The organism is Aquimarina besae (genome assembly GCF_042434905.1).
Lineage (GTDB): Bacteria > Bacteroidota > Bacteroidia > Flavobacteriales > Flavobacteriaceae > Aquimarina.
The window spans coordinates 4,465,984-4,486,921 of sequence record NZ_CP170199.1 but is presented as its reverse complement, the minus strand read 5'-3'; the positions used below and the strand labels follow the sequence as shown (position 1 = coordinate 4,486,921).

Genomic DNA, 20,938 nt, shown 5'->3' with positions numbered 1-20,938 from the left:
TTATCTGTTCTACTCTTTTTCAGGCATTAAAACACCTAAAATATATCCTGTGTCCACATATTTTTTAGCAACTTTTTGAATATCTTCTTTAGTCAAGTTCTTTACAGCTTCAGCATAACGCTCTCCGCCTTCCAATGGGATTTGATTATAATCTGCATTTTGAAGGTTTCCTAACCAAAATGAATTTTGCTTACTTTTTTCTTTATAATCCAATAGCCTGGATTCTTTGATTTTATTTAAATCTTTTTCGCTAGGCCCTTGATTTATGATCATTTTTACTTCAGCAAGTGCAGCCTCAGTTAATTTTTTTACGTTTTCCGGTCCACAAGGAAAAGAAATGGCGAATCGATAACCACTGTACCCACCGGATGGTCCAATTTTGTACATATTACCTCTGGCGCCTACACCATAAACACCACCTTCTTCTTCTCTTAATTTTTCAACAAGTTTTATGGTTAAGATTTCACCTAATGCTTGTAATTGAAGAGCTTCGTTTTTATCATATGGTGTTTCTCCTCTCCAAATGATATTGACAGCACTTTTAGGGTCTTTACCTTTATATATAATTTTTTCGTGTGCTCCAGCTAATGGTCTAAAGTCACTTGTCTTATACATTTCGTTTCTACCTGTATCTGGTAAACTTCCTATATATTTTTCAGCAAAAGTTTTTAATTTTTCTTCATCGATGTTTCCGACAAAATAAAAATTGAAATCTCCAACACCGGCAAATCTTTCTTTGTACTTTTCATATGCTAGATCATAGTTTACTGCGTCTAAATTTTCGGCTGTTGGAAACCCTGCGTATCTTGGATTTTTTCCGAACTGGAATTTATTAAATTCTTCTCGGAAATAATTTTGAGGATTAGAAAGATAATTGGCCAAGAAGCCTTTTGTTTTTGACTGATCCGATCTAAAAGCTTTTTCATCTTTGTTCAAATCCGTAAAATAGAGGTGTATCTGCTGGAATAATATCTCTAAGTCTTTTGGGGTAGAAAAACCGTTAAATCCTTCTGATAAATTGTTGATATACGGCCGAACGTTTGCTATTTTACCAGCCATAACCTTGTCCATGTCATTCAGTGTTAATCCTCCTAATCCGGTTTGGGCAACACTTCCTAATCCGTGAGTTACCTGTTTGTATTCATCTAGAGAGAACAAAGAACTTCCACCGTAACTATATGCAGAGAATAAGATTTCATCATTTTTGAAATCTGTTTTCTTATACGTGATTTTCGCTCCGTTATTTAATTCGAAAACCGTGTAGCCTAATTTTTCGTTGGTTTTAGAAGATATTATTTTTCCAGGAGTTGGAGTTTTTTCAATTAGGTTTTCACGAACTTTTTCATCTTTATAGTCTTCTATTTCTGAAGTTTCTACTTCTTTTAATAGTGAGACAACATCTTCTTTCGTGACTTGGGTGAGTCCTTCTTTTTCTGGACCTGTCATCACAACGGCTCTATTGTCTTCGTGCAGAAAATCCTTGATCAAGCTATTTACTTCTTCAAGAGAAATCGTTGGTAACTGAGACATAGTGTATTTATATTCCCATTCAATTCCTGGTATGGGTTCTTGTTCCAGATAATTATTGATATACTCTCCAATGATGCGTGCAGATTCTCTCTTATCTTTGTCTTTATATTGTTTTTCCCAATTGGCTGCAATTTCTTTTTTTGCTCGTTCTAATTCGCTTGCTTTAAATCCATATTGTTGAACTCTTTTGTTTTCCTCAAGAATAACCTTCAATGCTCTTAATTGACCTGTTTCTGAAGTAAGTGCAAAAGATTGATAAGCGTCTCGATTTCTTGCAAAAGTTCCACTATGGCTACTTCCTGCAAATACAAACGGAGGATTTGGTTTATTTCGTAGTTCGTTTAAACGATTATTCATCATTTGCGTAAATATTCCTTCTACGATGGCCTCTCTGTAATCTTTGGTAGTTTCCATTGGCTTAGAAAGCTCTTTATCCTTATACATAAGTCTAACGATAGAATTAGAAGCCTCTTTATCTGATACTACCGCAATTAATGTTTCTTCATGATTTGGAGTATCAAAAGATTCTCTTTTCTTTGGATTTTCAGGCATTTTTATACCACTGAAATGATCCTTTATTTTTTGTTCTAAAGTAGCTATGTCAAGATCACCAACAGCAACTACAGCCATTAAATCTGGTCTATACCAATCTTTATAATAGCTTCTTAAGTCATCATATTTGAAATTTTCTAATACATCTTTTGTGCCAATTGGCAAGCGCTCAGAATATTTAGAATTATAAGCTATGATAGGTAGGTATTTTTGTAACATACGCTCATTAGCACCTTTGCCTAATCGATACTCTTCTAGCACAACACCTCTTTCTCCATCAATACCTTCTTCTGTTAATTCTGCGTTGTGCGCCCAATCTTCTAGAATCTGGAATCCTTTCTCCAACTTTTCAGGATCATCGCTAGGAATTGGAAGAATATAAACTGTTTGATCAAAACTTGTGTAGGCATTCAAATCTGCTCCAAATTTTACTCCAATAGTTTGCAGATAATCAACAAGATCATTTTTTTTGAAATTCTTAGTCCCGTTGAAATTCATATGCTCCATAAAGTGAGCAAGTCCCAATTGTTTTTCGTTCTCCAAAATGGATCCTGCATTAACTACTAAACGTAACTCTACTTTATCTTCTGGCTTTCCATTATTTCGAATGTAATAGGTAAGACCGTTATCTAGTTGTCCAATTTTAACATTGGGATCTACAGGAATTTTATCTTCTTTTTTTACATCTGTAGCTGATTTTAGCTCTTTGTTGGTCGTGGTGGATTGTGCAATTCCGGATAGTGGTACACTACATAAAAATACTCCGATAAATGCGTTGAAGATTGTTTTTACTTTCATTTATTCGTTTTTAATTTGAATTCGTTTATTGATTGAGAGGTCTAAAGTAGTCAAAAAATCTTTATTCAACTAATTTCTTAGTTCGATAAAGAAAGAATGTTTTGACGTAAATAAAAATCTTTGAATTTAGATCATTAATAAAATATTATTCTGAAGGTTTTTAAGAATTACTTAAAAATCTATCTCTAATTATAAGTGTCTTTAAGCTTAAAATTGTTACCTATTTAAAATGAGATTTTAAAAAAAAAGTGAATACCGGAGAAGAATCTCGATATTCACTTACGTCATTTCTTTATTAAAATAAGTTCGTTATTTACTCTTTTTTGATCTAATCATCGCTTCCAGCATATCCCACATTTGTTCTGGAACTTGGTCCAATAAATTAAACTGTCCGGCTCCTTTTAACCATTCTCCACCGTCTAAGGTAATTACTTCACCATTAACATAAGCAGAGAAATCAGAAACAAGGTAGGCGGCAAGGTTTGCCAACTCCTGATGCTCACCCAAACGTTGGAGTGGCACTTTTTTAGATAAGTCAAATTTATCTTTCATATCACCAGGTAACAGTCGGTCCCAGGCACCTTTGGTTGGAAAAGGTCCGGGAGCAATGGCGTTAAATCGCATTCCATATTTTGCCCATTCGACAGCCAATGATCGTGTCATAGCGAGAACACCAGCTTTTGCGGTAGCACTGGGTACAACATAGGCAGAACCTGTCCAGGCATAGGTTGTAACTATATTTAATACATTTGTATTCTGATATTTTGTGTCTATCCAGTGTTTTCCAAAGGCAAGTGTACAGTTTTTAGTTCCTTTTAAAACAATATCAATAATTGTATCAAAGGCATTTGCGGATAATCGTTCTGTTGGAGAAATGAAGTTACCTGCTGCATTATTAAGTAAGACGTCGACAGATCCAAATGCTTCTAAAACTTGATCTCTCATAGCTTCTACTTGATCATAATGTCTTACATCACATTGTAGTGGGAGACAAGTACCTCCAGTTTCAGCTTCAAGCTCTTTTGCAGTGCCTTGTAGTTTTTCTAAGTTACGAGATGTAATAGCGACTTTGGCTCCAAGTTCCATAAAATATTTAGTCATAGATTTCCCAAGTCCGCTACCGCCACCGGTTACTACTATATTCTTTCCTTCCAGCGCTCCATCTCGAAGCATTTTATCAGTATAGCTCATATATTTACTCTTGTTATATCGTTATTTTGGTGAAAGTTACAATTTATATTTAAAATGCTATGCTTGCATAATATTTTAAAATTATTCAAATGTTGAAATCAATATGTCCAGAATGGTAATCGCCGCTTGACTAATTTTGGTTCCCGGACCGAATATGGCAACCGCTCCTTCCTGAAACAGAAAATCATAATCATCAGGAGGAATTACGCCACCTACAATCACCATGATATCTTCTCTTCCGTATTTTTTTAATTCGGTTATGATTTGAGGCACTAGTGTTTTATGTCCTCCAGCTAAGGAGGAAACCCCTACAATGTGAACATCATTTTCTACGGCCTGTTTGGCTGCTTCTGCCGGAGTCTGGAACAAAGGTCCTATATCTACATCAAAACCAACATCTGCATAGCTGGTAGCAACTACTTTAGCTCCACGATCGTGACCATCCTGCCCCATTTTAGCAATCATAATTCTAGGTCTTCTTCCTTCAAGATCGGCAAATTGATTTGCTAGTTCTCTAGCTTTGTTGAATGATTCATCATTTTTTATTTCTTTGGCATACACTCCTGTAAAAGATTTAATTTCTGCTTTGTATCTTCCGAATTCTTTTTCCAGCGCACTGCTGATTTCACCTAATGTAGCTCTTAATCTGGCAGCATCTATAGCTAAGGCTAATAAGTTTTTAGTATCATCTTTAGCGGCTTTCGTTAAGTTATCTAACGCTTCTTGTATTGCTTGTTCATTTCTCGAGCTTTTAACCTTTTTTAAACCTTCGATTTGTTGGTTTCTTACGGCTTCGTTATCGACTTTTAATGTAGCAATATATTCTTCTTCTTCCAATTGAAATTTATTCACCCCAATAATGACATCTTGTTGGCTATCGATTCGAGCTTGTTTACGGGCTGCCGCTTCTTCTATACGCATTTTAGGAATACCTGCTTCTATCGCTTTGGTCATTCCGCCGAGTTCTTCTACTTCTTCTATATGCTTCCAGGCCTTTTCTGCTATGTCATTAGTCAAGGATTCTACATAATAACTTCCTGCCCAAGGATCCACAGTTCTGGTAATTTGTGTTTCTTCCTGAAGATAGATTTGTGTATTTCTTGCAATTCTGGCAGAGAAATCTGTGGGTAGCGCAATAGCTTCATCTAATGCATTGGTATGTAAACTTTGTGTTCCTCCAAAAGCTGCAGCACTAGCTTCTATGCAAGTTCTCGCCACATTGTTGAAAGGGTCTTGCGCTGTCAAACTCCATCCACTAGTTTGGCAATGTGTTCTAAGCATCAAGGATTTTGGGTTTTTGGGTTCGAACTGTTTTATAAGTTTTGCCCAAAGCATTCGTGCTGCCCTCATTTTGGCAATTTCCATAAAATGGTTCATTCCTATTGCCCAGAAAAAGGATAAACGAGGAGCAAAGGAGTCTACGTCAAGACCTGCTTCTATCCCTTTTCTAATGTACTCAAGTCCATCTGCCAAGGTGTAAGCCAATTCTATATCGCAGGTGGCTCCTGCTTCTTGCATATGGTATCCCGAAATACTAATGGGATTGAATTTTGGCATGTTTTTAGAACAGTATTTAAAAATATCACTGATAATTCGCATGGATGGGGTTGGTGGGTAGATATATGTGTTACGCACCATAAATTCCTTTAAAATATCATTTTGGATGGTTCCGGATAATAATTTTTGATTTACACCTTGTTCCTCTGCCGCTACAATATAGAATGCCATTATTGGTAATACAGCGCCATTCATGGTCATTGAAACAGACATTTTATCCAGTGGTATCTGATCAAAAAGTACTTTAATGTCTTCAACTGTATCGATGGCAACTCCGGCCATACCAACATCTCCAAAAACTCTTTCGTGATCACTATCATATCCACGATGAGTCGCAAGGTCAAAAGCTACAGACAATCCTTTTTGACCGGCAGCCAGGTTTCTTCTGTAAAATGCATTACTTTCTTCTGCTGTAGAAAATCCGGCATATTGCCTGATTGTCCAGGGTCTTCTTACGTACATAGTAGAGTAGGGACCGCGTAAATAAGGAGGAATTCCTGCTACAAAGTTAAGATGATCAAGGTTTTTTATATCCTCATAATCGTATTCAGACTTTATTTCAATGCCTTCTGAAGTAGTGAATGTATTTAATTCTGAATTCTGAATTCTGAATTCTGAATTAAGTGTTATATGTTGAATATTTTTTCTGGTCATTTTAAAATTTCATTTTTTCAATATATCTATCAAAATTTACTTCGAATGGAGTTGTAAGATTGATCATAAATGTTTTCTTATCTGCTGTGATGATATAAAAATTACTAAATATTCTAATATTTTCTTTTGGATTATCCACCTGAAATATAGATCTAAACATAGTGAAATCTTTATTTTTAGCGTAAGCAGCTGTTAGTTTTTTAAAATTCAGACCGGTGTTAAGACTTACCTGATCGTTTTTTTGTTTCACAATAGAGAGTAGCATCGTAGCATCTCGCTTGCTGAAATTTATATACGGGAGTGTGTTTAGTGTATAGGTAGATCTTGTATTATGATCAAAGAATAGATGAAAAGACCCTTGCATGTCTCGAAGGCTTTCTAATCGTTTCATTTCATTCTCTAATTGAGTTTTGCTGAGGGCTGAGTCTAAAATGGTCTTATAATTTTCTAATGATAGTTGTTTAAAACCTTCAGGAAGAAATGTTTTGATCGATCCATTTTCTAAGGAAAAGTAATTACCTTCTGTTATTTCTGTTGTGTCAGTGTTTGAATTTTCAATCCAATTATGTGTTTCTTGTAAAACGGTATTACAAGAAATAAATATGAAGAAAGAGCCAATAAGAAGGTGTAATTGTGTTCTCATTGAGAAATCATTGATAAAAACGTAAAATTACGCTTTTATTCATGATCTATTTTGGAAAATGTCAATTATATTGCTTGTTTTTAAAGAAACCAATAATTTAATTATCCAAAGGCTTTTTCTATCACCATTAGAATAGAGTAGTAGATATCAAAAGCAATAAATTTTTTGATTTCTGAAGCACAGAACTTTTTATCTGGGATATAATAAATTCTCTGTGCAATTAGGGATGTGCTTACATTTCCATCTTCTTCCAAAGTGCCTATAATATTTTGAAAGTCATCACTGTCGCTATTATTTTTTAAACACTGAATCAATCCTCCTCTATAGTTAAATATCAAAATTTCTTCTTCTCCTTTTTTAGAAGGAGGGGTGTAGGGAGATGGTTTTTTGTTTGCTTCTTGATTTTCGTATTCACTTAATTTTACCCAAATTGAATTGGGGTCACTTGCTTTCTTTTTAAAAACCCTTGCTAGTTGAATGGAATTATCCGACGGTAACTTTCTAAGGTCTAAGGATAAGCTAGCAACTTCTGCCAAAAATGTACGGTATGTCTTTATGGAGTCATTTCCGAATTTGTAATGAGAAAACAAATCCTTTTCAAACGAATCAAAAGCTTTGGAGTAAAGTCCACTGCTATCGACACTAAGACAGTCGATTCCGCTTTGGGAGTAACAAATGGACGTAATCAGTAATAAAGTTATTAATCTAATTCTAGATCTAATCATTAGGGGCATCGATTAAGATTTAGTTTTGTTAATTGTTTATTGATAAATGTTAATTTTTCCGAAAGTTAGCAATAAATTATGAATTAATTACGTTAGAACAGGTTTTTCTCTATTTTATCGCATAATCTTCTTCTTACAATCGGATTTACTAAAGTTTTTCTTTTTATGTTTTCTGGAAAGGGATTTTTCTGCATTTCTGGAGTTATCTCATTCGGATTTCGATATTTATTGATTCCGGTTAAAATAATCTCTTCATTGTCAAAAAGCTCTTGTTCTTTCTCAGCACTTTCTTTTATTTTTTTCTGGATTGTTCCAGTTTTCAATTGTTTCAAATAACCTCCTGCTTCCTCGATATTTTTGAATAGTGCTAAGGCTTTATCTGCTAATTGTTTTGTCAAACTTTCGATATAAAAAGATCCGGATGCAGGATTACTTACTATATCAAAATAACTTTCGTTTTTTAGAATCAATAATTGATTTATTGATATCCTTGTTCCAAAATCATTCTCTTCATTATATATGTCATCATATGGTAAATTACAAATCGTATCTGCACCACCTAATATCGCACTCATACATTCTGTAGTTGTACGAAGCATATTGACATTAAAATCTAAAATGGTTTTGTTTCTGTGTGAAGGCTGCGCGAAGATATAACATTTTTTTAACATATTATATTCTTCTGCCAAAGAATTCCATAAAAGCCGTAAAGCCCTGATTTTAGCTATCTCGAAGAAATAATTTCCACCGATAGCAACTTTAAATATCACCATTTTATGTAGAAATGGATTATTCTTTTGATTATGAAAGTAATTGAGATATTCGTTTGCGTGAGCAAGTCCGTACGCTAATTGCTGGATCATGGTAGCGCCTGCATTCTGTAGCATACTAAGATCTATACTAATGATGTTTTTTAGATGACTACTCGTTTTAAAAATTTCTTCTAACGCAGTGTGGTCATCTTTCATGTTTTCAAACCAATTACCGGTTTTTGATATGTTACCAATAATGTCAGTTAGTAGATGAATGGAAAGACTTAGTTTTTCAGCCAATACATTTAACTTGCTTACATAATCAGGTGATAGAAATAACGTTTCTATATATAAATGCGTTTTTTGAGATAAATTTGATACTAATACCTCAGGGTCAATATTTTCTTTTGAGATTATGAAATTGATGCTTTCCGCGCCTTTTTTAATAGCATCCAAGGCTTTTTCATTACCAGAGATCGCATCTTTGACTTCTATTCTAATTGAATTTTTCCAGGAAGAAGGGTGGGAGTTATTTTCTTTAAGATCAACAATATCTTCTTCATTATAGAAGGGCTTGATGTCAATTCCCTCTAATGATTTATAAATTAATGCTTCATTGTAATCAGCTCCTTTTAAATCGAACTGAATTTTTTGTTTCCATTCTTTGGCAGAAACTTTATCAAAACTTTCAAACAACGTTTTAGTCATCTTTTTCTTTTTTAGGGATGCTGTCTTCGTACTCAATTATATAAATTTCTTCATTGTCTCGCTTCATAAAATATTCCTCTCTTGCAAATTTTTCTAGTTCATTACTATCTTTCAGAATCTTAATATTCTTTTGGTCCTTTACAATTTCTTTTTTATAGTATTCTTTATTGTCTTTTAGCTCTTTAATTTCTTGATCAAGTTCTCTATGAATTAGCCATGAATTTGTGTCTAAAAAAAGAATCCATATTACAAATACCAGAATAATCAACACATATTTATTGAAAAATACGGCAAAAACCGGTATCAGAGCAGGAGTGTTTCTCAGCTTTTCGAAATAGCGCTTTAGATTCAATTTAGATCAATTTTTTAGATTATAAAGGTACAAAAGTTAATTCAAGCGTTCCTTTACAATGGTACGAACAATATCTATAGCTACGTTATTATAATTATTGTTAGGTATTATCAAATCAGCAAACTCTTTTGTAGGGTCAATAAACTGCTGATGCATCGGTTTTAGAGTGTTTTGGTATCGGTCCAAAACTTCTTCCATGTCTCGTCCTCTTTCTGCTATATCACGTTTGAGACGCCTGATCAATCGTTCGTCACTATCGGTTTGAACATAGATTTTAATATCAAACATCTCCCTTATTTTTGGGTTTGTTAGGATTAAAATTCCTTCAACAATAATTACTTTGCTTGGTCTGGTCTTAACGGTTTCTTTTGTTCTGTTGTGTTCTACAAATGAATATACGGGTTGTTTAATAGTTTCTCCTTTTCGTAGGGCATTAAGATGTTCTCCTAATAATTCGAAATCGATGGATTGAGGATGATCAAAATTTATTTTTGTTCTTTCTTCGTATCTAAGATGACTTGTATCTTTATAATAGGAATCCTGAGAAATGACACATACTTCATTCTCGGGTAATTCATTAACTATTTGTTTTACAACCGTTGTTTTTCCGCAACCAGTTCCTCCTGCGATACCAATAATAAGCATTCCCAATAATTTTTAGGCAAATTTAGAAATAGTTATTGAGTTATCGCGTTTTGAGGGATAGAGTTTTTTGTAAACGATATTCATATAAAATGAATATTAACTAGGATAAAATATCACACCTGATGAAGAATCATACCTGGCACCAGTTACAGAATGAATACAATTGATCTCATTCCTGTCTTTTAATACCCCCATAAATGCAAATATTAAGGCTTCTTTGTAATCAACTATGGTAGTTTTTGGGATCAGAATGGAAGAAAATTGCCCAAGTTTTTGTTCTAACGTTTCTACTAAGAAATCATTTTTGGCTCCGCCACCGGTAATTAAAAGAGAGGAATTTTGTTTATCAGTTTTTTTTACTGCACGAGTAATTTGCTCTGCAATGTGGTGTACAGAGGTATGTAATAAATTTTCTACAGAATCCTCAGTATTATTTATCACAGGGGTGACATTTTCTGCAAACCACTCATATCCTAATGATTTAGGATGTGATTGGTTATAAAATTCTAATTTATTGAGAGCTTCTAGCATTTTTTTATTCAATATTCCATTTCTTGAAAGTTTTCCTTTATCATCATATTCAAGATTGATTTTAGAGCAAATAAGGTTTAATAGCATATTGGCAGGAGAAATATCATACGCAATTCTTTTGCCTGCAAGATCAAATGAAATATTACTAATACCTCCTAAATTAAGGCAGAAATCATAATCATTAAATAATAGTTTGTCCCCAATGGGTACTAATGGTGCTCCCTGACCGCCTAGAGCTACATCATTAGTTCTAAAATCGCAAATTACCCGTTGGCCACAAGCATTGGCAATATGCTGTCCCGAGCCAATTTGATATGTTAATCCTATTTCAGGTTGGTGAAATACTGTATGACCGTGACTTGAAACAAAATCGACTAGTAACTTGTTTTGATTAACAAATTTTTTGACTTGCTCTCCTAACCAAGATCCATAGTGGTTGTTAAATGCTAATAGGTCGACAGCATTCATACCTATAGTATTTTTCAATTTATCCTTAAGCGTCTTGTTATAGTCAATACTTTCAGTTATCGGAATGGAGAATGACCAGGATTCCTTATGTCTGATTATTTCACAATAGGCGATGTCTAAGCCGTCTAAAGAAGTTCCAGACATCAATCCAATGACTTTATATGTTTTGGGATAGGAAGACATTTATATGCAAACTAGTAAAATATTTGTAACAAAATTCTTTTATCTAATTATATTTATTGATGTATTGAAGCTCTAGTTTTTCCGGATCGATTTCGTTGATTGCTTTTTTGTAGTAAAAGTCTATGATTTCGTTTTCCAGATATCTTTTAATTTCGTCTACTTCTTTTTTTCCAAATAAGGAAAAGATGTAGGCGGCTTCGGCTCTTTTGAATTCATTGATAAGTTGATCAGGATTTTTGACCATATCAATACCTTTGTATGAGTCAAATTTTTTCTTCATCCAGCGGTGACAGGCTAACCGGATCAGACTTTTTCTGCGTTCATCAGTCAAATGATCTATTTGTGTGGTATTTAATGAATCTTCTTTTTTTGCACGATCTAATGAGGTTCTGGATTTAATATATTGGCGTTCTAGCTTAAAATCAATACGCTTCATATCCCTTTTTAGTTTTTCAATAACTTCATACAGCGCACCATTATACATAATGACAAATTCTTCATAATGGTATAATGCATCAAGAAATAGAATTGCTTTTTTACGATATCTTCGTGGTAATGCCTGACTTTTGGCATCTTTAAAAAGTTTATTAAGTCCGACTTGTATTTCTTCTGGTATTCCGGAAAATTTTGGACTGTTTTTAATATTTCTAAGTTTTTCTGTGATTTCTAATCTCGTGCCTTTAAAGACTTCCGATTTGTATCTAAACCGATACCTGTTCGGCGATATATCATCTATGTCTTGATTGTAAGCTGTAGAGCTTAGGAAAAATAAGATGATAAACAGAAGAGATCTCATAAATCGCAGTTAGAACCAAATGTACTAAAGTTGTTTTTGTAGCATATCAAAAAGGTTAACGTAAAGCATATGTAGATTGTTATATTTCTTTATTGTTTAAGGATTATTAAAAAATGATACAATTTACTTTACTTTTTGATAGCGGTGACTTCTTCGATCGTTACCATTTTCTTTTGCTCATTACCCCAACTATTCATAATGTAATTCATCACATCAGCAATTTCTTCATCTTCTAGTCCTAACGGAGTCATAGCGCTATTGTAGGTTTTACCATTGACTTTTATGGGGCCATTTAAACCATATTTCACAGAATGGATACTTTCTTTACGCTTATTTGTTAGCCAATCTGATCCTGCTAGAGGAGGGAAAACGTTGGGTGTGCCTTTTCCATCGGCTAAATGGCACTGCATACAGAAATCGATGTAAATTTCTTCTCCACGAGCTATACTTTTGGAAAGTGTAGTTTCTTGATCATTTACATTCAGGTTAGAAATATAATTATTGTTAGAACTTCCTTGTTTTGCTATGACGGATATACAAAACAATATAGAAGCTATTTCTAAAATTAATATTTGCTTTAAGTACTTTCTTATTTTTAAATTAACAAACATCAATTATGATTTTGGGATAATTTTTATAATTCCTTTATTTTCTACGGCAACATAAACATATCCGTCAGGTCCTTGTCGCACATTACGAACTCTTCCAACATCTTCAAGCAATTTTTTTCGACCTATAACTTCATTATTTTCTAATTCTACCAATTCTAAATATTGAAATTTTAATGAACCTACTAACAGGTCATTTTTCCAATCAGGATATATATCACTAGTCACGAAATCCATTCCGCTAGGAGCTATTGAAGGAACCCAATAATACAATGGTTGTTCCATTCCTTCTTTAGACGTAATATCTGTAATAGCAGATCCGCTATAATTAATACCATATGTTATAACTGGCCATCCGTAATTGAGACCCTTGTTAATCACATTGATTTCATCACCTCCTCTTGGTCCATGTTCATGTATCCAGATTTTTCCATCAATAGGATTGATCGCCATTCCTTGTGGATTTCTATGGCCATAAGAAAATACGGCTTTTTTAGCCTGGTTTTTATCTACAAAAGGATTGTCTTCAGGAATACTTCCATCATCATTTAATCTATACACCTTTCCACCATCTCTTGTAATATCTTGCGGGTTTTCATCTCTATTTCCTCGATCACCAATACAGAAATACAGATATCCTTGATTATCAAACTCTATTCTGGATCCAAAATGATGTCCGCGTGTGGTATTAGGAGTTCCTTTATATAATTTTTCTATAGATGTTAATTGATTATTTTCGAGTTTTGCTCTGATCAAGGCAGTGTGTCCTCCTTTTTCTGATCCTTCTGTGGAAGAGTATGTTAGATAAATCCATCCATTTTCATCGTATTTAGGATGCAACTCTATATCTAATAACCCTCCTTGATTGCGATTGTATACTTCTGGTATATTGCTAACCTGGGTTTTAGTTCCGTCTTTAAAATGTATCAATTCGCCACTTTTTTCGGTAATCAACATACTACCATCAGGAAGCCACACCATACCCCAGGGAATTTGTAAATCGGGGACTACGATTTCTGTGGTATAATTTTTAGGAGTAGACTGAATAGGTACATCATTTTTCTTTTCTTGTGCGCAAGAAAAAAGTGTTGTTAAAAATATTACTTTAAGAAATAGAAAATTCTTCATGGCCTTAATTGAGTTTACATCTGAAAATTACAAATAAAAATCTTTTATAATCTATATTTTATGTTAATGCCTCCGTACAAGTTAAATGGTAAGCCAGGATAAAAATACCTTGGTGCGTTATCACCAAAACCCCTTGCGTTAATTTGTAGTTGAGAAGCGTATTTTGTATCTAAGATATTATTTGCACCAAGAAATACATCAAGAAAAATATGCTTAATAAGTTCATTTTTAAATCCTATCTTACCGTTTAAAAGCTCATATCGATCTCCGAACACTGTATTAAGATCATTTGCCGGAATTTTACTAACCGACTGAAAATTAAGATTGCCATATAATCCCTTGTCAGCAAACCAGTCAATGCCAATATTTATAACATAAGAAGGCACTCCGGTGAGATCATTACCCGTGTAATCTGTTTCCAAATCTACAAAATCATCAAATTTATAGTCATTAATCGTCGTATTGATAAATAAGTTGATCTGTCCTTGATTTATTTTAGCTATCCTGTAATTAAGCGATCCTTCTATCCCATTATGTGTTGTTTTGCCAGCATTAATGGCAAAAAAATTATCTTCTTCAGTTCTTCGTGTTACTAATAAATCTTTAATTCTTAAAGAATAAATAGAAATAGAACCATACAATCTATTATTAAAAAGATGGTATCGAGTACCTATTTCATAATTCCAACCAATTTCTGGTTGTAAATCTGGATTAAAATCTCCATCAGGCAGCAAGGTTTCTGAAGTAGTCGGTGTAGAAAAACCGTGTGAGATGTTTCCGAATATATTAAAATTGGAATTTAGCTTATAATTTACACCAATTTTTGGAGATAGAATCGGGTCGTAATTATACCTTCCTGAGCTATCATTATTGTCAGCTTGAAATCCATCTTCTATAGTAAAGAATGTTTGGTTAAGGTGTATTCCGAAATTAAATTGTAGTTTGTCGTTTACTTTTAAATTAGACTCAGCAAAAAGATTATAATAATTTCTTTTTTCATCAAGATCAGAAAGTTGATTGCCCAAAACACTACCGGTTCCGATCGGAAAATCTTGATAAAGATTTTCAAAAGTTCTACTATTGTAATCATCCAGAAAAAATTCACCACCCAAAGTCCAATTCCATTTTTTTTCAAAAAGAAAAGTGCTTCCTAGTATTCTACTTCGTATACCGGCTGTAGTAGATTTTTCTCTAAGGATATTAAAAGGCCTTGGTTCATAATTGTTTCTAAAAGAGGTAAATAAACTGGTGTAATGAGAAATGCGAGCGTTATAAGTGTGTTTCCAGGTAAATCCAAGAATTCCATAATTTACATCTTCAAAAGCCTGAGATCTTCCCCAGGTAAAAGCTGCTTGTCGGGGGGTGTTTTCAAAATCTTCGAAATCCAAAGAACTTGGGATTTCTGCTTTTAGATCAATATAGCTGGAGATGAAAGAAAACTCGTTTTTTTCTCCAAAATTTACAGTAGAAGTCGCAGTAATCGTATTTCGGTTGTAGGAGTTGTTATCACGATACCCATCAGAATGATTATGGCTGTAAATGATATTTAGATTTGTGTTTTTATTTCCTAAAAGAACTTTGCCTACATTTCTTTGTAAACCGTAACTCCCTAGAGAACTAGTTAAAGAGACTTCGGTAGTTTTTTGATTTACAAAATCAGGTTTTAGTAAGATGGTTCCTCCTAGTCCAACACCATAAGAGCTAGAGGAAGGTCCTTTATGGATTTCTATGCTCGAAATCGAAGCTATTTCAAGATCTTCAATAGAAGATTCTCCGTTTCCATCTGTTAGAGGAATATCACCAAAATAGGTTCTTATGTTAGCGGTGCCAAAAAGATTTCTGGCCCCGATGCCTCTGATTGTGATCCGGTTGGTGTTCAACGTACCGCTTTGCATAAAAACTCCTGGAACTTTATTTAAAATAGGATGTAATTCTAAGGTATTTCCTCTATTGATTTCCTGAGCATTCAGAATTGTTACAGCATCGGTCGCATTTTTTATGGTTATAGGAATAGATAGGCTATTAATAAAAACCTCCTGTAGTTTATTGATTTCAGGAATAAGTGCTATAGTTATTTCTTGACTTTTTGTAATCCTAATTTCTTTAGATATATAACCGGGAAAAGAAATTTGAAGCATACCATTACTCGTGATTTTAAAATTACCAATAGGATCGGATAATACTTTGCTTCCTGTTTCTAAATCCATTATCGTAACATTTTCCAGAGGTTGCGATGTGATGTTGTCTATGATATACCCCGAAACTCTAAACTGTGCGTTCACCAGATAATTGAGAAGGAAAAAAAGAAATAATAGTGTTTTGTTCAAAAGGGATTTTTATTCAAATATCGGAAACTAAATAAGGAACGATTCTTAAAAATAACTTATAATTGCATTTCGATCAAAAACAAAATCAAATAATAGTATCATAAGATGGTTAAAAGAATATTTTTCCTCTTTTTAGTGTTCATTAGCACTATTTCTTTTGCGCAAAGAATCAAATTAGATAAAAAAAAGTTATCCTTTTTAAAAAACGAAACAGTAATAGCAGTGCAACTTACTTTTCCAGAAGATCTTATCATTTACAGTCTTCATCCAGAGCACGAATTCATCGAAAATATGAAGAAGAAGTACAATGAAATTGAAAGTAATAAAGGTGAAAAATGGTTGGAGACCTATGAGCGTGCTAAAAAAGAGACCTGGAGAGACGCATTTATTCAAGGAGTAAGCAAAAGGCTAAAAAAATATAGTGACCTTAAGTTTGTTACTTCTAATGAAGATACGAACTATACGTTAATTGTTGAAGCAGATTGGATTTATACGGGTTACGGTGGTAGTGCAAGCGTAGGGCGAGAAGAAGGTAAACTGGAAACAACATTAAAATTCGTAAAAACTTCGCAGCCAGGCTCTGTAATATATAGTACTCAAGCACCAAAAGTAATCGGAAATTATGCCTATGGAGAGTTCGGAGATATTGAAAGGATTAGAGAATGCTACGATAAGTTAGGATATTTGTTAGAGCTTCAATTAAAGAGAATTTTAAAGTAAAGTGTAAATGATTAAAAAAGTATTTCTTTTCTTTTTTCTTTTTGGGTTTAGTCTACTTTCTGTAGCACAAAGGATAAAAATTGATAAAAAAGAATTGCAATTTTTAAGAGGTGAAACTAAAGTAGGACTACAGTTTACGTTTCCTGAAAGCTTTAGAATGGATGGAAGTAAAATTACGGAAACGGAATTTTTAAAAATAAAGAAAGGAGCTTGGGATAAAAGAATTTCTCCGGACGGAGGAGACCGTTGGTTAGAAGCTTATGAACTTTGTAAAAAGCAAGATTGGCCAATTACCTTTGTTAAAGCTTTTAATGAAACTGTATCCAACTATTCTGATTTAAAGCTAACTAGCGATTTAACTCAAACTAATTATACCATGATCGTAGAAACTAATTGGATGTATATGGGATATCACGGTGGAATAATATATCAAAGAGCCAAGCTTAAAACTACGATTAGATTTGTAAAAACAGATGATTTTTCGGAAGAATTATATAGTACCAAAACCCCAATAATTAGGGGATTTCTTGGAGAGGGAGAATTTAATGATTTGAGCAGGGTAAGTCAGGCGTATGACCAAACAAGCTATCTGCTGGCTTTAGGATTGAAAAAGGTTTTAAAAGGAAGTCGTAAAAAATAAAATAGTTTTTGAAATTCTTTGGGATTTAGTTAAAGAGTTTGTTTATATTTGCACCCGCAAAACAGATAACTATTTCGGGGTGTAGCGTAGCCCGGTTATCGCGCCGCGTTTGGGACGCGGAGGTCGCAGGTTCGAATCCTGCCACCCCGACCAAGAAAATCCAATCACATCTGTGGTTGGATTTTTTAGTTGGAGCAATTTCAAAACGAAGCTTTGTAAAATAAAGGATCAAGAGCTGATAGATCTTATCAAAAATTTTAAGATAAATTATTACCTAATCAATCTTAAGAAGAACGCCAACGATTATCTACAGTGCAGAGAAAAACACTTTGAAATCATAAAGGAATGTCTTATCCATTAAAATTATAATTTTAGTTTATTGACCATTAAAAAGATAGACCCGATTCTGTTTTTTTACTAATTTATTTAAAGATTAGTTTTTTATAAACTTAAACACGTTTTGGCTACTTTTAAGTTTCAGGAAGTATATCCCATTTTTTAAATGAGTTATAGAAATTTTTGAACCTCCAGATGTGTTTACTGTATCTACTTCTTTACCAAAAGCATCATAAATTATAAAGTTGTCTATAAAATTTAAGTTTGAAATATTAATGTAATCTGAAGATGGATTAGGAAACAAAACTATTTCTTCTGATAGATTATGATCTTGTATGCTAAGTGTGCTATCATCTATAGAGATGTCAAATTCAAAATCTCTATCATCTACAGGAGATCCATTTACAAATGCATTACCTTCTTTAAAAGGGTTATTTGAATTCAGTTGTCTAAAAACAGCTCCTATATTTACTGTAAATGTGTATTGTGATTCCGCTTTCAGAAACGGTCCATTATCAACTTGAAATTTCAATTTACTAGCCCTAAAAGGATGTGTTATTTCTGGAACAATTTGCGTAAATATAGGAGTTCCAGATACTGTATTGCCATCATAAATTGAAAGCACAAATTCTGGAGTGGTCTCATAAAAAGTACCAATAGCGCCTAACTGAATATAACTTAGATATCCATTACAAGAATTCATAAAACTTTGTCCAATCTCTACATCCCTGTTTGAGAAAAGGCCTCCGGTTGCTGCGTGACCTACTAAACAATTGGACTCAACATTTATGGATGTAAACATAAGATTATCTAAAGCTATATAATCTAAACCATTAACGATTTCTAGTTGTAAAGCTTTTAGCTCAATACCTCCCCAGATGTAGCGATTAAATTGAAAAGCCGTCATATCGGTTTCATTGGAGGATGTTATAGTTATATCTTCAGAAATAGTTGTGTTATAAATTGTTTCTCCAGTAAATCGGATAGTTCCAGTTGATGGAGTATTGCCATCATCTAACCCTGACCAGCTACACTGCTGTTCTTCTGTTGCTAGTTGAAAAGTAAATCCTGCAGGGGCTACAATGCTTCCAATAATACCACTGGATGGGCCATCTAAATAATTAGAATCTACAAATTTATTATTCTCCTGATTTCCATTACAAGAGAAATTCTGAAATTCACTAATTTGCAAATCGCCTGTAAGGGTAAACTCTAATCCTTCAACGGTAAACTTTGAACTACCTGGAGTCTCGTCTTCAAAACTTTCAGTGAAACTATCTGATTGTGCCTGTATTGAAGTTGTTATCAATAGGCAAAATATATATGTTGCAATTGTTTTCATTTTTTCATTTTAATAGAAAAGAGAGTACCGAATTAATCCACGTACTCCCTTTATACATTTTAATTGCAATTGGCAGCTACGTTTTGTACGTTACTTTCTGTTTCAATAATTTTGTCTAAAATAGTAGTGCCCCGTAAGGTAATTACAATTGAATTCTGGTCGACAGCAGTAATAACACCATTAAAACCGCTAAAATGGAATTGAGAACGTATTTCTTCTCCAGAAAGCGATTGCCCTGTTTGAGAGTCAACACCACGTATTCTTAATCGCTGTACAAAGTTGATCCTAGTACTATCATAGAACTGAAAAGCATCATAGACCAAAGATGCACTTCCTGAAGGTACTGTAACAGTACGTTCGGCAAAGGTAGTCTTAGAAATTTCTTTTGATTTTTCTTCAAATGTGCTATTTGTTTCAGTGACTGATCTACTATAGTTATAATTTAATGTTAAAGAAGCATTATATGTTGCGCCAGTTCCGAAAAATTTTGCGTCAAAACTAACACCCACTGTTGCAGAAACACCTACAGAATTGGTTGTATTAATTGACAAAGACTCTTCCCAACCAACGGTGCCATTTTCTTTTTCTTCATCTTTAACACCAACGGTTTGGCTTAGACTGCCTTGTCCGCAATTGATTAAGGTACTGTTAAACTTAAAATCTGTAATGGCTTGGCCCAGTATAGGGTCCAGAAATGTTGTACCTTCATTTTCAACCGTCCAATCAATTGTTGTGGATATAAGTCGCCAAGTTATTGGATCGGAATTTATAGGTGGAGAAAATGATGATGAAGTAACAACAGAATTTGTGGTCAATCCAATACCAGAAGCTAATCGTATAGGAATTCCGGTATAAGTTTGTAATTCATAAACACTATCTGAGAGCTTAACTATTTTAAATTTGGTATTGTTATTATTTTGAACTTGAGATAATTCTGTTGCAGCACTTATACTTGGTCCTAAATGTTGGTAAAAGACACCTCCTGCACTACTGTTTTGTGTCAATGAAGCCATACTTAAAAAACGCCCGCCATCCCTTAATTTTATAAAGAAAGTATTTGGCTCGCCAGAAACAGGTATGAAACTAAAATTTCGACTGATTTCATTTCCATTAAATGTTCCGTCTGAATTTGTCCACATTACATTGTCAAACCCACTATTACTGTTATGCATCATGGATGAATTTGTTGGATTACCATCTGCATCTAAAACCTGGAAATAATAAAAAGTATCTTCGCTTAAATTCAGTTTAGCATTTTCTGTAGTCTCTTGTAGGTTATTCGCGTTAACAGTTTTTGCAGTCGGATTTGGCTGAAAACTAATGGTCCCTTCATCTGTAAGTAGTATATTTCCATTTTCATCTTTAATAATAGAAGAGACATTAACACCCGAGGTAAGTTCTGCAATGACAGCTTCGCTCAAACCTTCTTTTGAGATTTTGATTTGTGCCATGAATGAGATCGGGTCAATAGTAATAGTTCGTGAAAAATCACCTTCACTCGCCGCTACAATAATTTCAGCTTTTGTAGGTTTATACCCTTTTTTTGCTATTTCTCTGGTATCTAGAACTAGCCCAAGATCTCCAGGGTAGGTTTCAAAAGCATCCGCAGATATCCCTGTACTTTGGACGATTTCACCTGGTTCTTCTATTTCAGTGACTTGATCGTCTTTAGAACAAGAAATGTTGATTGAAAATATAGTTGTGATTAAAAAAATGAATTTTAATGATTTCATAATAATTAGAATTTTGTGG

At 33.7% G+C, this 20,938-nt stretch carries 17 protein-coding genes and 1 tRNA gene; 3 read left to right on the top strand and 15 right to left on the bottom strand.

Annotation, left to right across the window (positions count from 1 at the left end; all coding sequences use genetic code 11):
* Positions 1 to 9: 9 nt before the first annotated feature.
* From ACE94K_RS19775 to ACE94K_RS19715, 13 genes are all read right to left on the bottom strand, one after another.
* Positions 10 to 2,880 (bottom strand): M16 family metallopeptidase, encoded by a 2,871-nt coding sequence (locus tag ACE94K_RS19775; RefSeq protein WP_378176569.1) that lies wholly within the window; start codon positions 2,878 to 2,880, stop codon positions 10 to 12.
* Between the two features lie 309 nt (positions 2,881 to 3,189).
* On the bottom strand, positions 3,190 to 4,071 hold the full coding sequence (locus ACE94K_RS19770) for an SDR family oxidoreductase (protein WP_378176566.1): 882 nt from the start codon (positions 4,069 to 4,071) through the stop codon (positions 3,190 to 3,192).
* 81 nt (positions 4,072 to 4,152) lie between these two features.
* Positions 4,153 to 6,282, bottom strand: a complete 2,130-nt coding sequence (scpA, locus tag ACE94K_RS19765) for a methylmalonyl-CoA mutase (protein WP_378176563.1) — start codon at positions 6,280 to 6,282, stop codon at positions 4,153 to 4,155.
* A 1-nt stretch (position 6,283) separates the two neighbouring features.
* Positions 6,284 to 6,925 carry a hypothetical protein gene (locus ACE94K_RS19760; RefSeq protein ID WP_378176560.1) on the bottom strand — a complete coding sequence of 214 codons (642 nt, stop codon included), beginning with the start codon at positions 6,923 to 6,925 and terminating at the stop codon, positions 6,284 to 6,286.
* A 101-nt stretch (positions 6,926 to 7,026) separates the two neighbouring features.
* On the bottom strand, positions 7,027 to 7,650 hold the full coding sequence (locus tag ACE94K_RS19755; protein ID WP_378176557.1) for a hypothetical protein: 624 nt from the start codon (positions 7,648 to 7,650) through the stop codon (positions 7,027 to 7,029).
* 92 nt (positions 7,651 to 7,742) lie between these two features.
* Entirely contained in the window at positions 7,743 to 9,110 is a 1,368-nt protein-coding gene (locus ACE94K_RS19750) for a methylmalonyl-CoA mutase subunit beta (RefSeq protein ID WP_378176554.1), read from the bottom strand.
* Positions 9,103 to 9,462, bottom strand: a complete 360-nt coding sequence (locus ACE94K_RS19745; protein ID WP_378176551.1) for a septum formation initiator family protein — start codon at positions 9,460 to 9,462, stop codon at positions 9,103 to 9,105. Before ACE94K_RS19745 ends, ACE94K_RS19750 begins: the two co-directional genes overlap by 8 nt.
* A 36-nt stretch (positions 9,463 to 9,498) precedes the next feature.
* Positions 9,499 to 10,107 (bottom strand): uridine kinase, encoded by a 609-nt coding sequence (udk, locus tag ACE94K_RS19740; RefSeq protein ID WP_378176548.1) that lies wholly within the window; start codon positions 10,105 to 10,107, stop codon positions 9,499 to 9,501.
* Between the two features lie 96 nt (positions 10,108 to 10,203).
* Complete coding sequence (locus ACE94K_RS19735) at positions 10,204 to 11,289, bottom strand: anhydro-N-acetylmuramic acid kinase (protein ID WP_378176545.1); 1,086 nt, start codon at positions 11,287 to 11,289, stop codon at positions 10,204 to 10,206.
* A gap of 43 nt (positions 11,290 to 11,332) precedes the next feature.
* Positions 11,333 to 12,085, bottom strand: a complete 753-nt coding sequence (locus ACE94K_RS19730) for a hypothetical protein (protein ID WP_378176542.1) — start codon at positions 12,083 to 12,085, stop codon at positions 11,333 to 11,335.
* A 128-nt stretch (positions 12,086 to 12,213) separates the two neighbouring features.
* Positions 12,214 to 12,696, bottom strand: coding sequence for a c-type cytochrome (locus ACE94K_RS19725; protein WP_378176539.1), 483 nt, complete (start codon positions 12,694 to 12,696; stop codon positions 12,214 to 12,216).
* Between the two features lie 3 nt (positions 12,697 to 12,699).
* Entirely contained in the window at positions 12,700 to 13,821 is a 1,122-nt protein-coding gene (locus ACE94K_RS19720; RefSeq protein WP_378176536.1) for a PQQ-dependent sugar dehydrogenase, read from the bottom strand.
* Between the two features lie 44 nt (positions 13,822 to 13,865).
* Positions 13,866 to 16,148, bottom strand: a complete 2,283-nt coding sequence (locus ACE94K_RS19715) for a TonB-dependent receptor domain-containing protein (protein ID WP_378176533.1) — start codon at positions 16,146 to 16,148, stop codon at positions 13,866 to 13,868.
* A gap of 105 nt (positions 16,149 to 16,253) precedes the next feature.
* On the opposite strand from ACE94K_RS19715, the gene ACE94K_RS19710 reads away from it, so the two are divergent.
* The 3 genes from ACE94K_RS19710 to ACE94K_RS19700 all read left to right on the top strand — a co-directional run bounded on the left by ACE94K_RS19710 (position 16,254) and on the right by ACE94K_RS19700 (position 17,661).
* The gene (locus tag ACE94K_RS19710) at positions 16,254 to 16,868 is read left to right on the top strand and encodes a hypothetical protein (protein WP_378176530.1); all 615 of its coding nucleotides are present in this window, start codon (positions 16,254 to 16,256) and stop codon (positions 16,866 to 16,868) included.
* A 7-nt stretch (positions 16,869 to 16,875) separates the two neighbouring features.
* Complete coding sequence (locus ACE94K_RS19705; protein ID WP_378176527.1) at positions 16,876 to 17,508, top strand: hypothetical protein; 633 nt, start codon at positions 16,876 to 16,878, stop codon at positions 17,506 to 17,508.
* 75 nt (positions 17,509 to 17,583) lie between these two features.
* Positions 17,584 to 17,661 (top strand) — tRNA-Pro (locus ACE94K_RS19700).
* Between the two features lie 280 nt (positions 17,662 to 17,941).
* On the opposite strand, the gene ACE94K_RS19695 is transcribed toward ACE94K_RS19700, so the two are convergent.
* The gene (locus ACE94K_RS19695) at positions 17,942 to 19,186 is read right to left on the bottom strand and encodes a T9SS type A sorting domain-containing protein (RefSeq protein ID WP_378176524.1); all 1,245 of its coding nucleotides are present in this window, start codon (positions 19,184 to 19,186) and stop codon (positions 17,942 to 17,944) included.
* Positions 19,187 to 19,245: 59 nt separating this feature from the next.
* On the bottom strand, positions 19,246 to 20,919 hold the full coding sequence (locus tag ACE94K_RS19690) for a hypothetical protein (protein WP_378176521.1): 1,674 nt from the start codon (positions 20,917 to 20,919) through the stop codon (positions 19,246 to 19,248).
* Between the last annotated feature and the right edge of the window lie 19 nt (positions 20,920 to 20,938).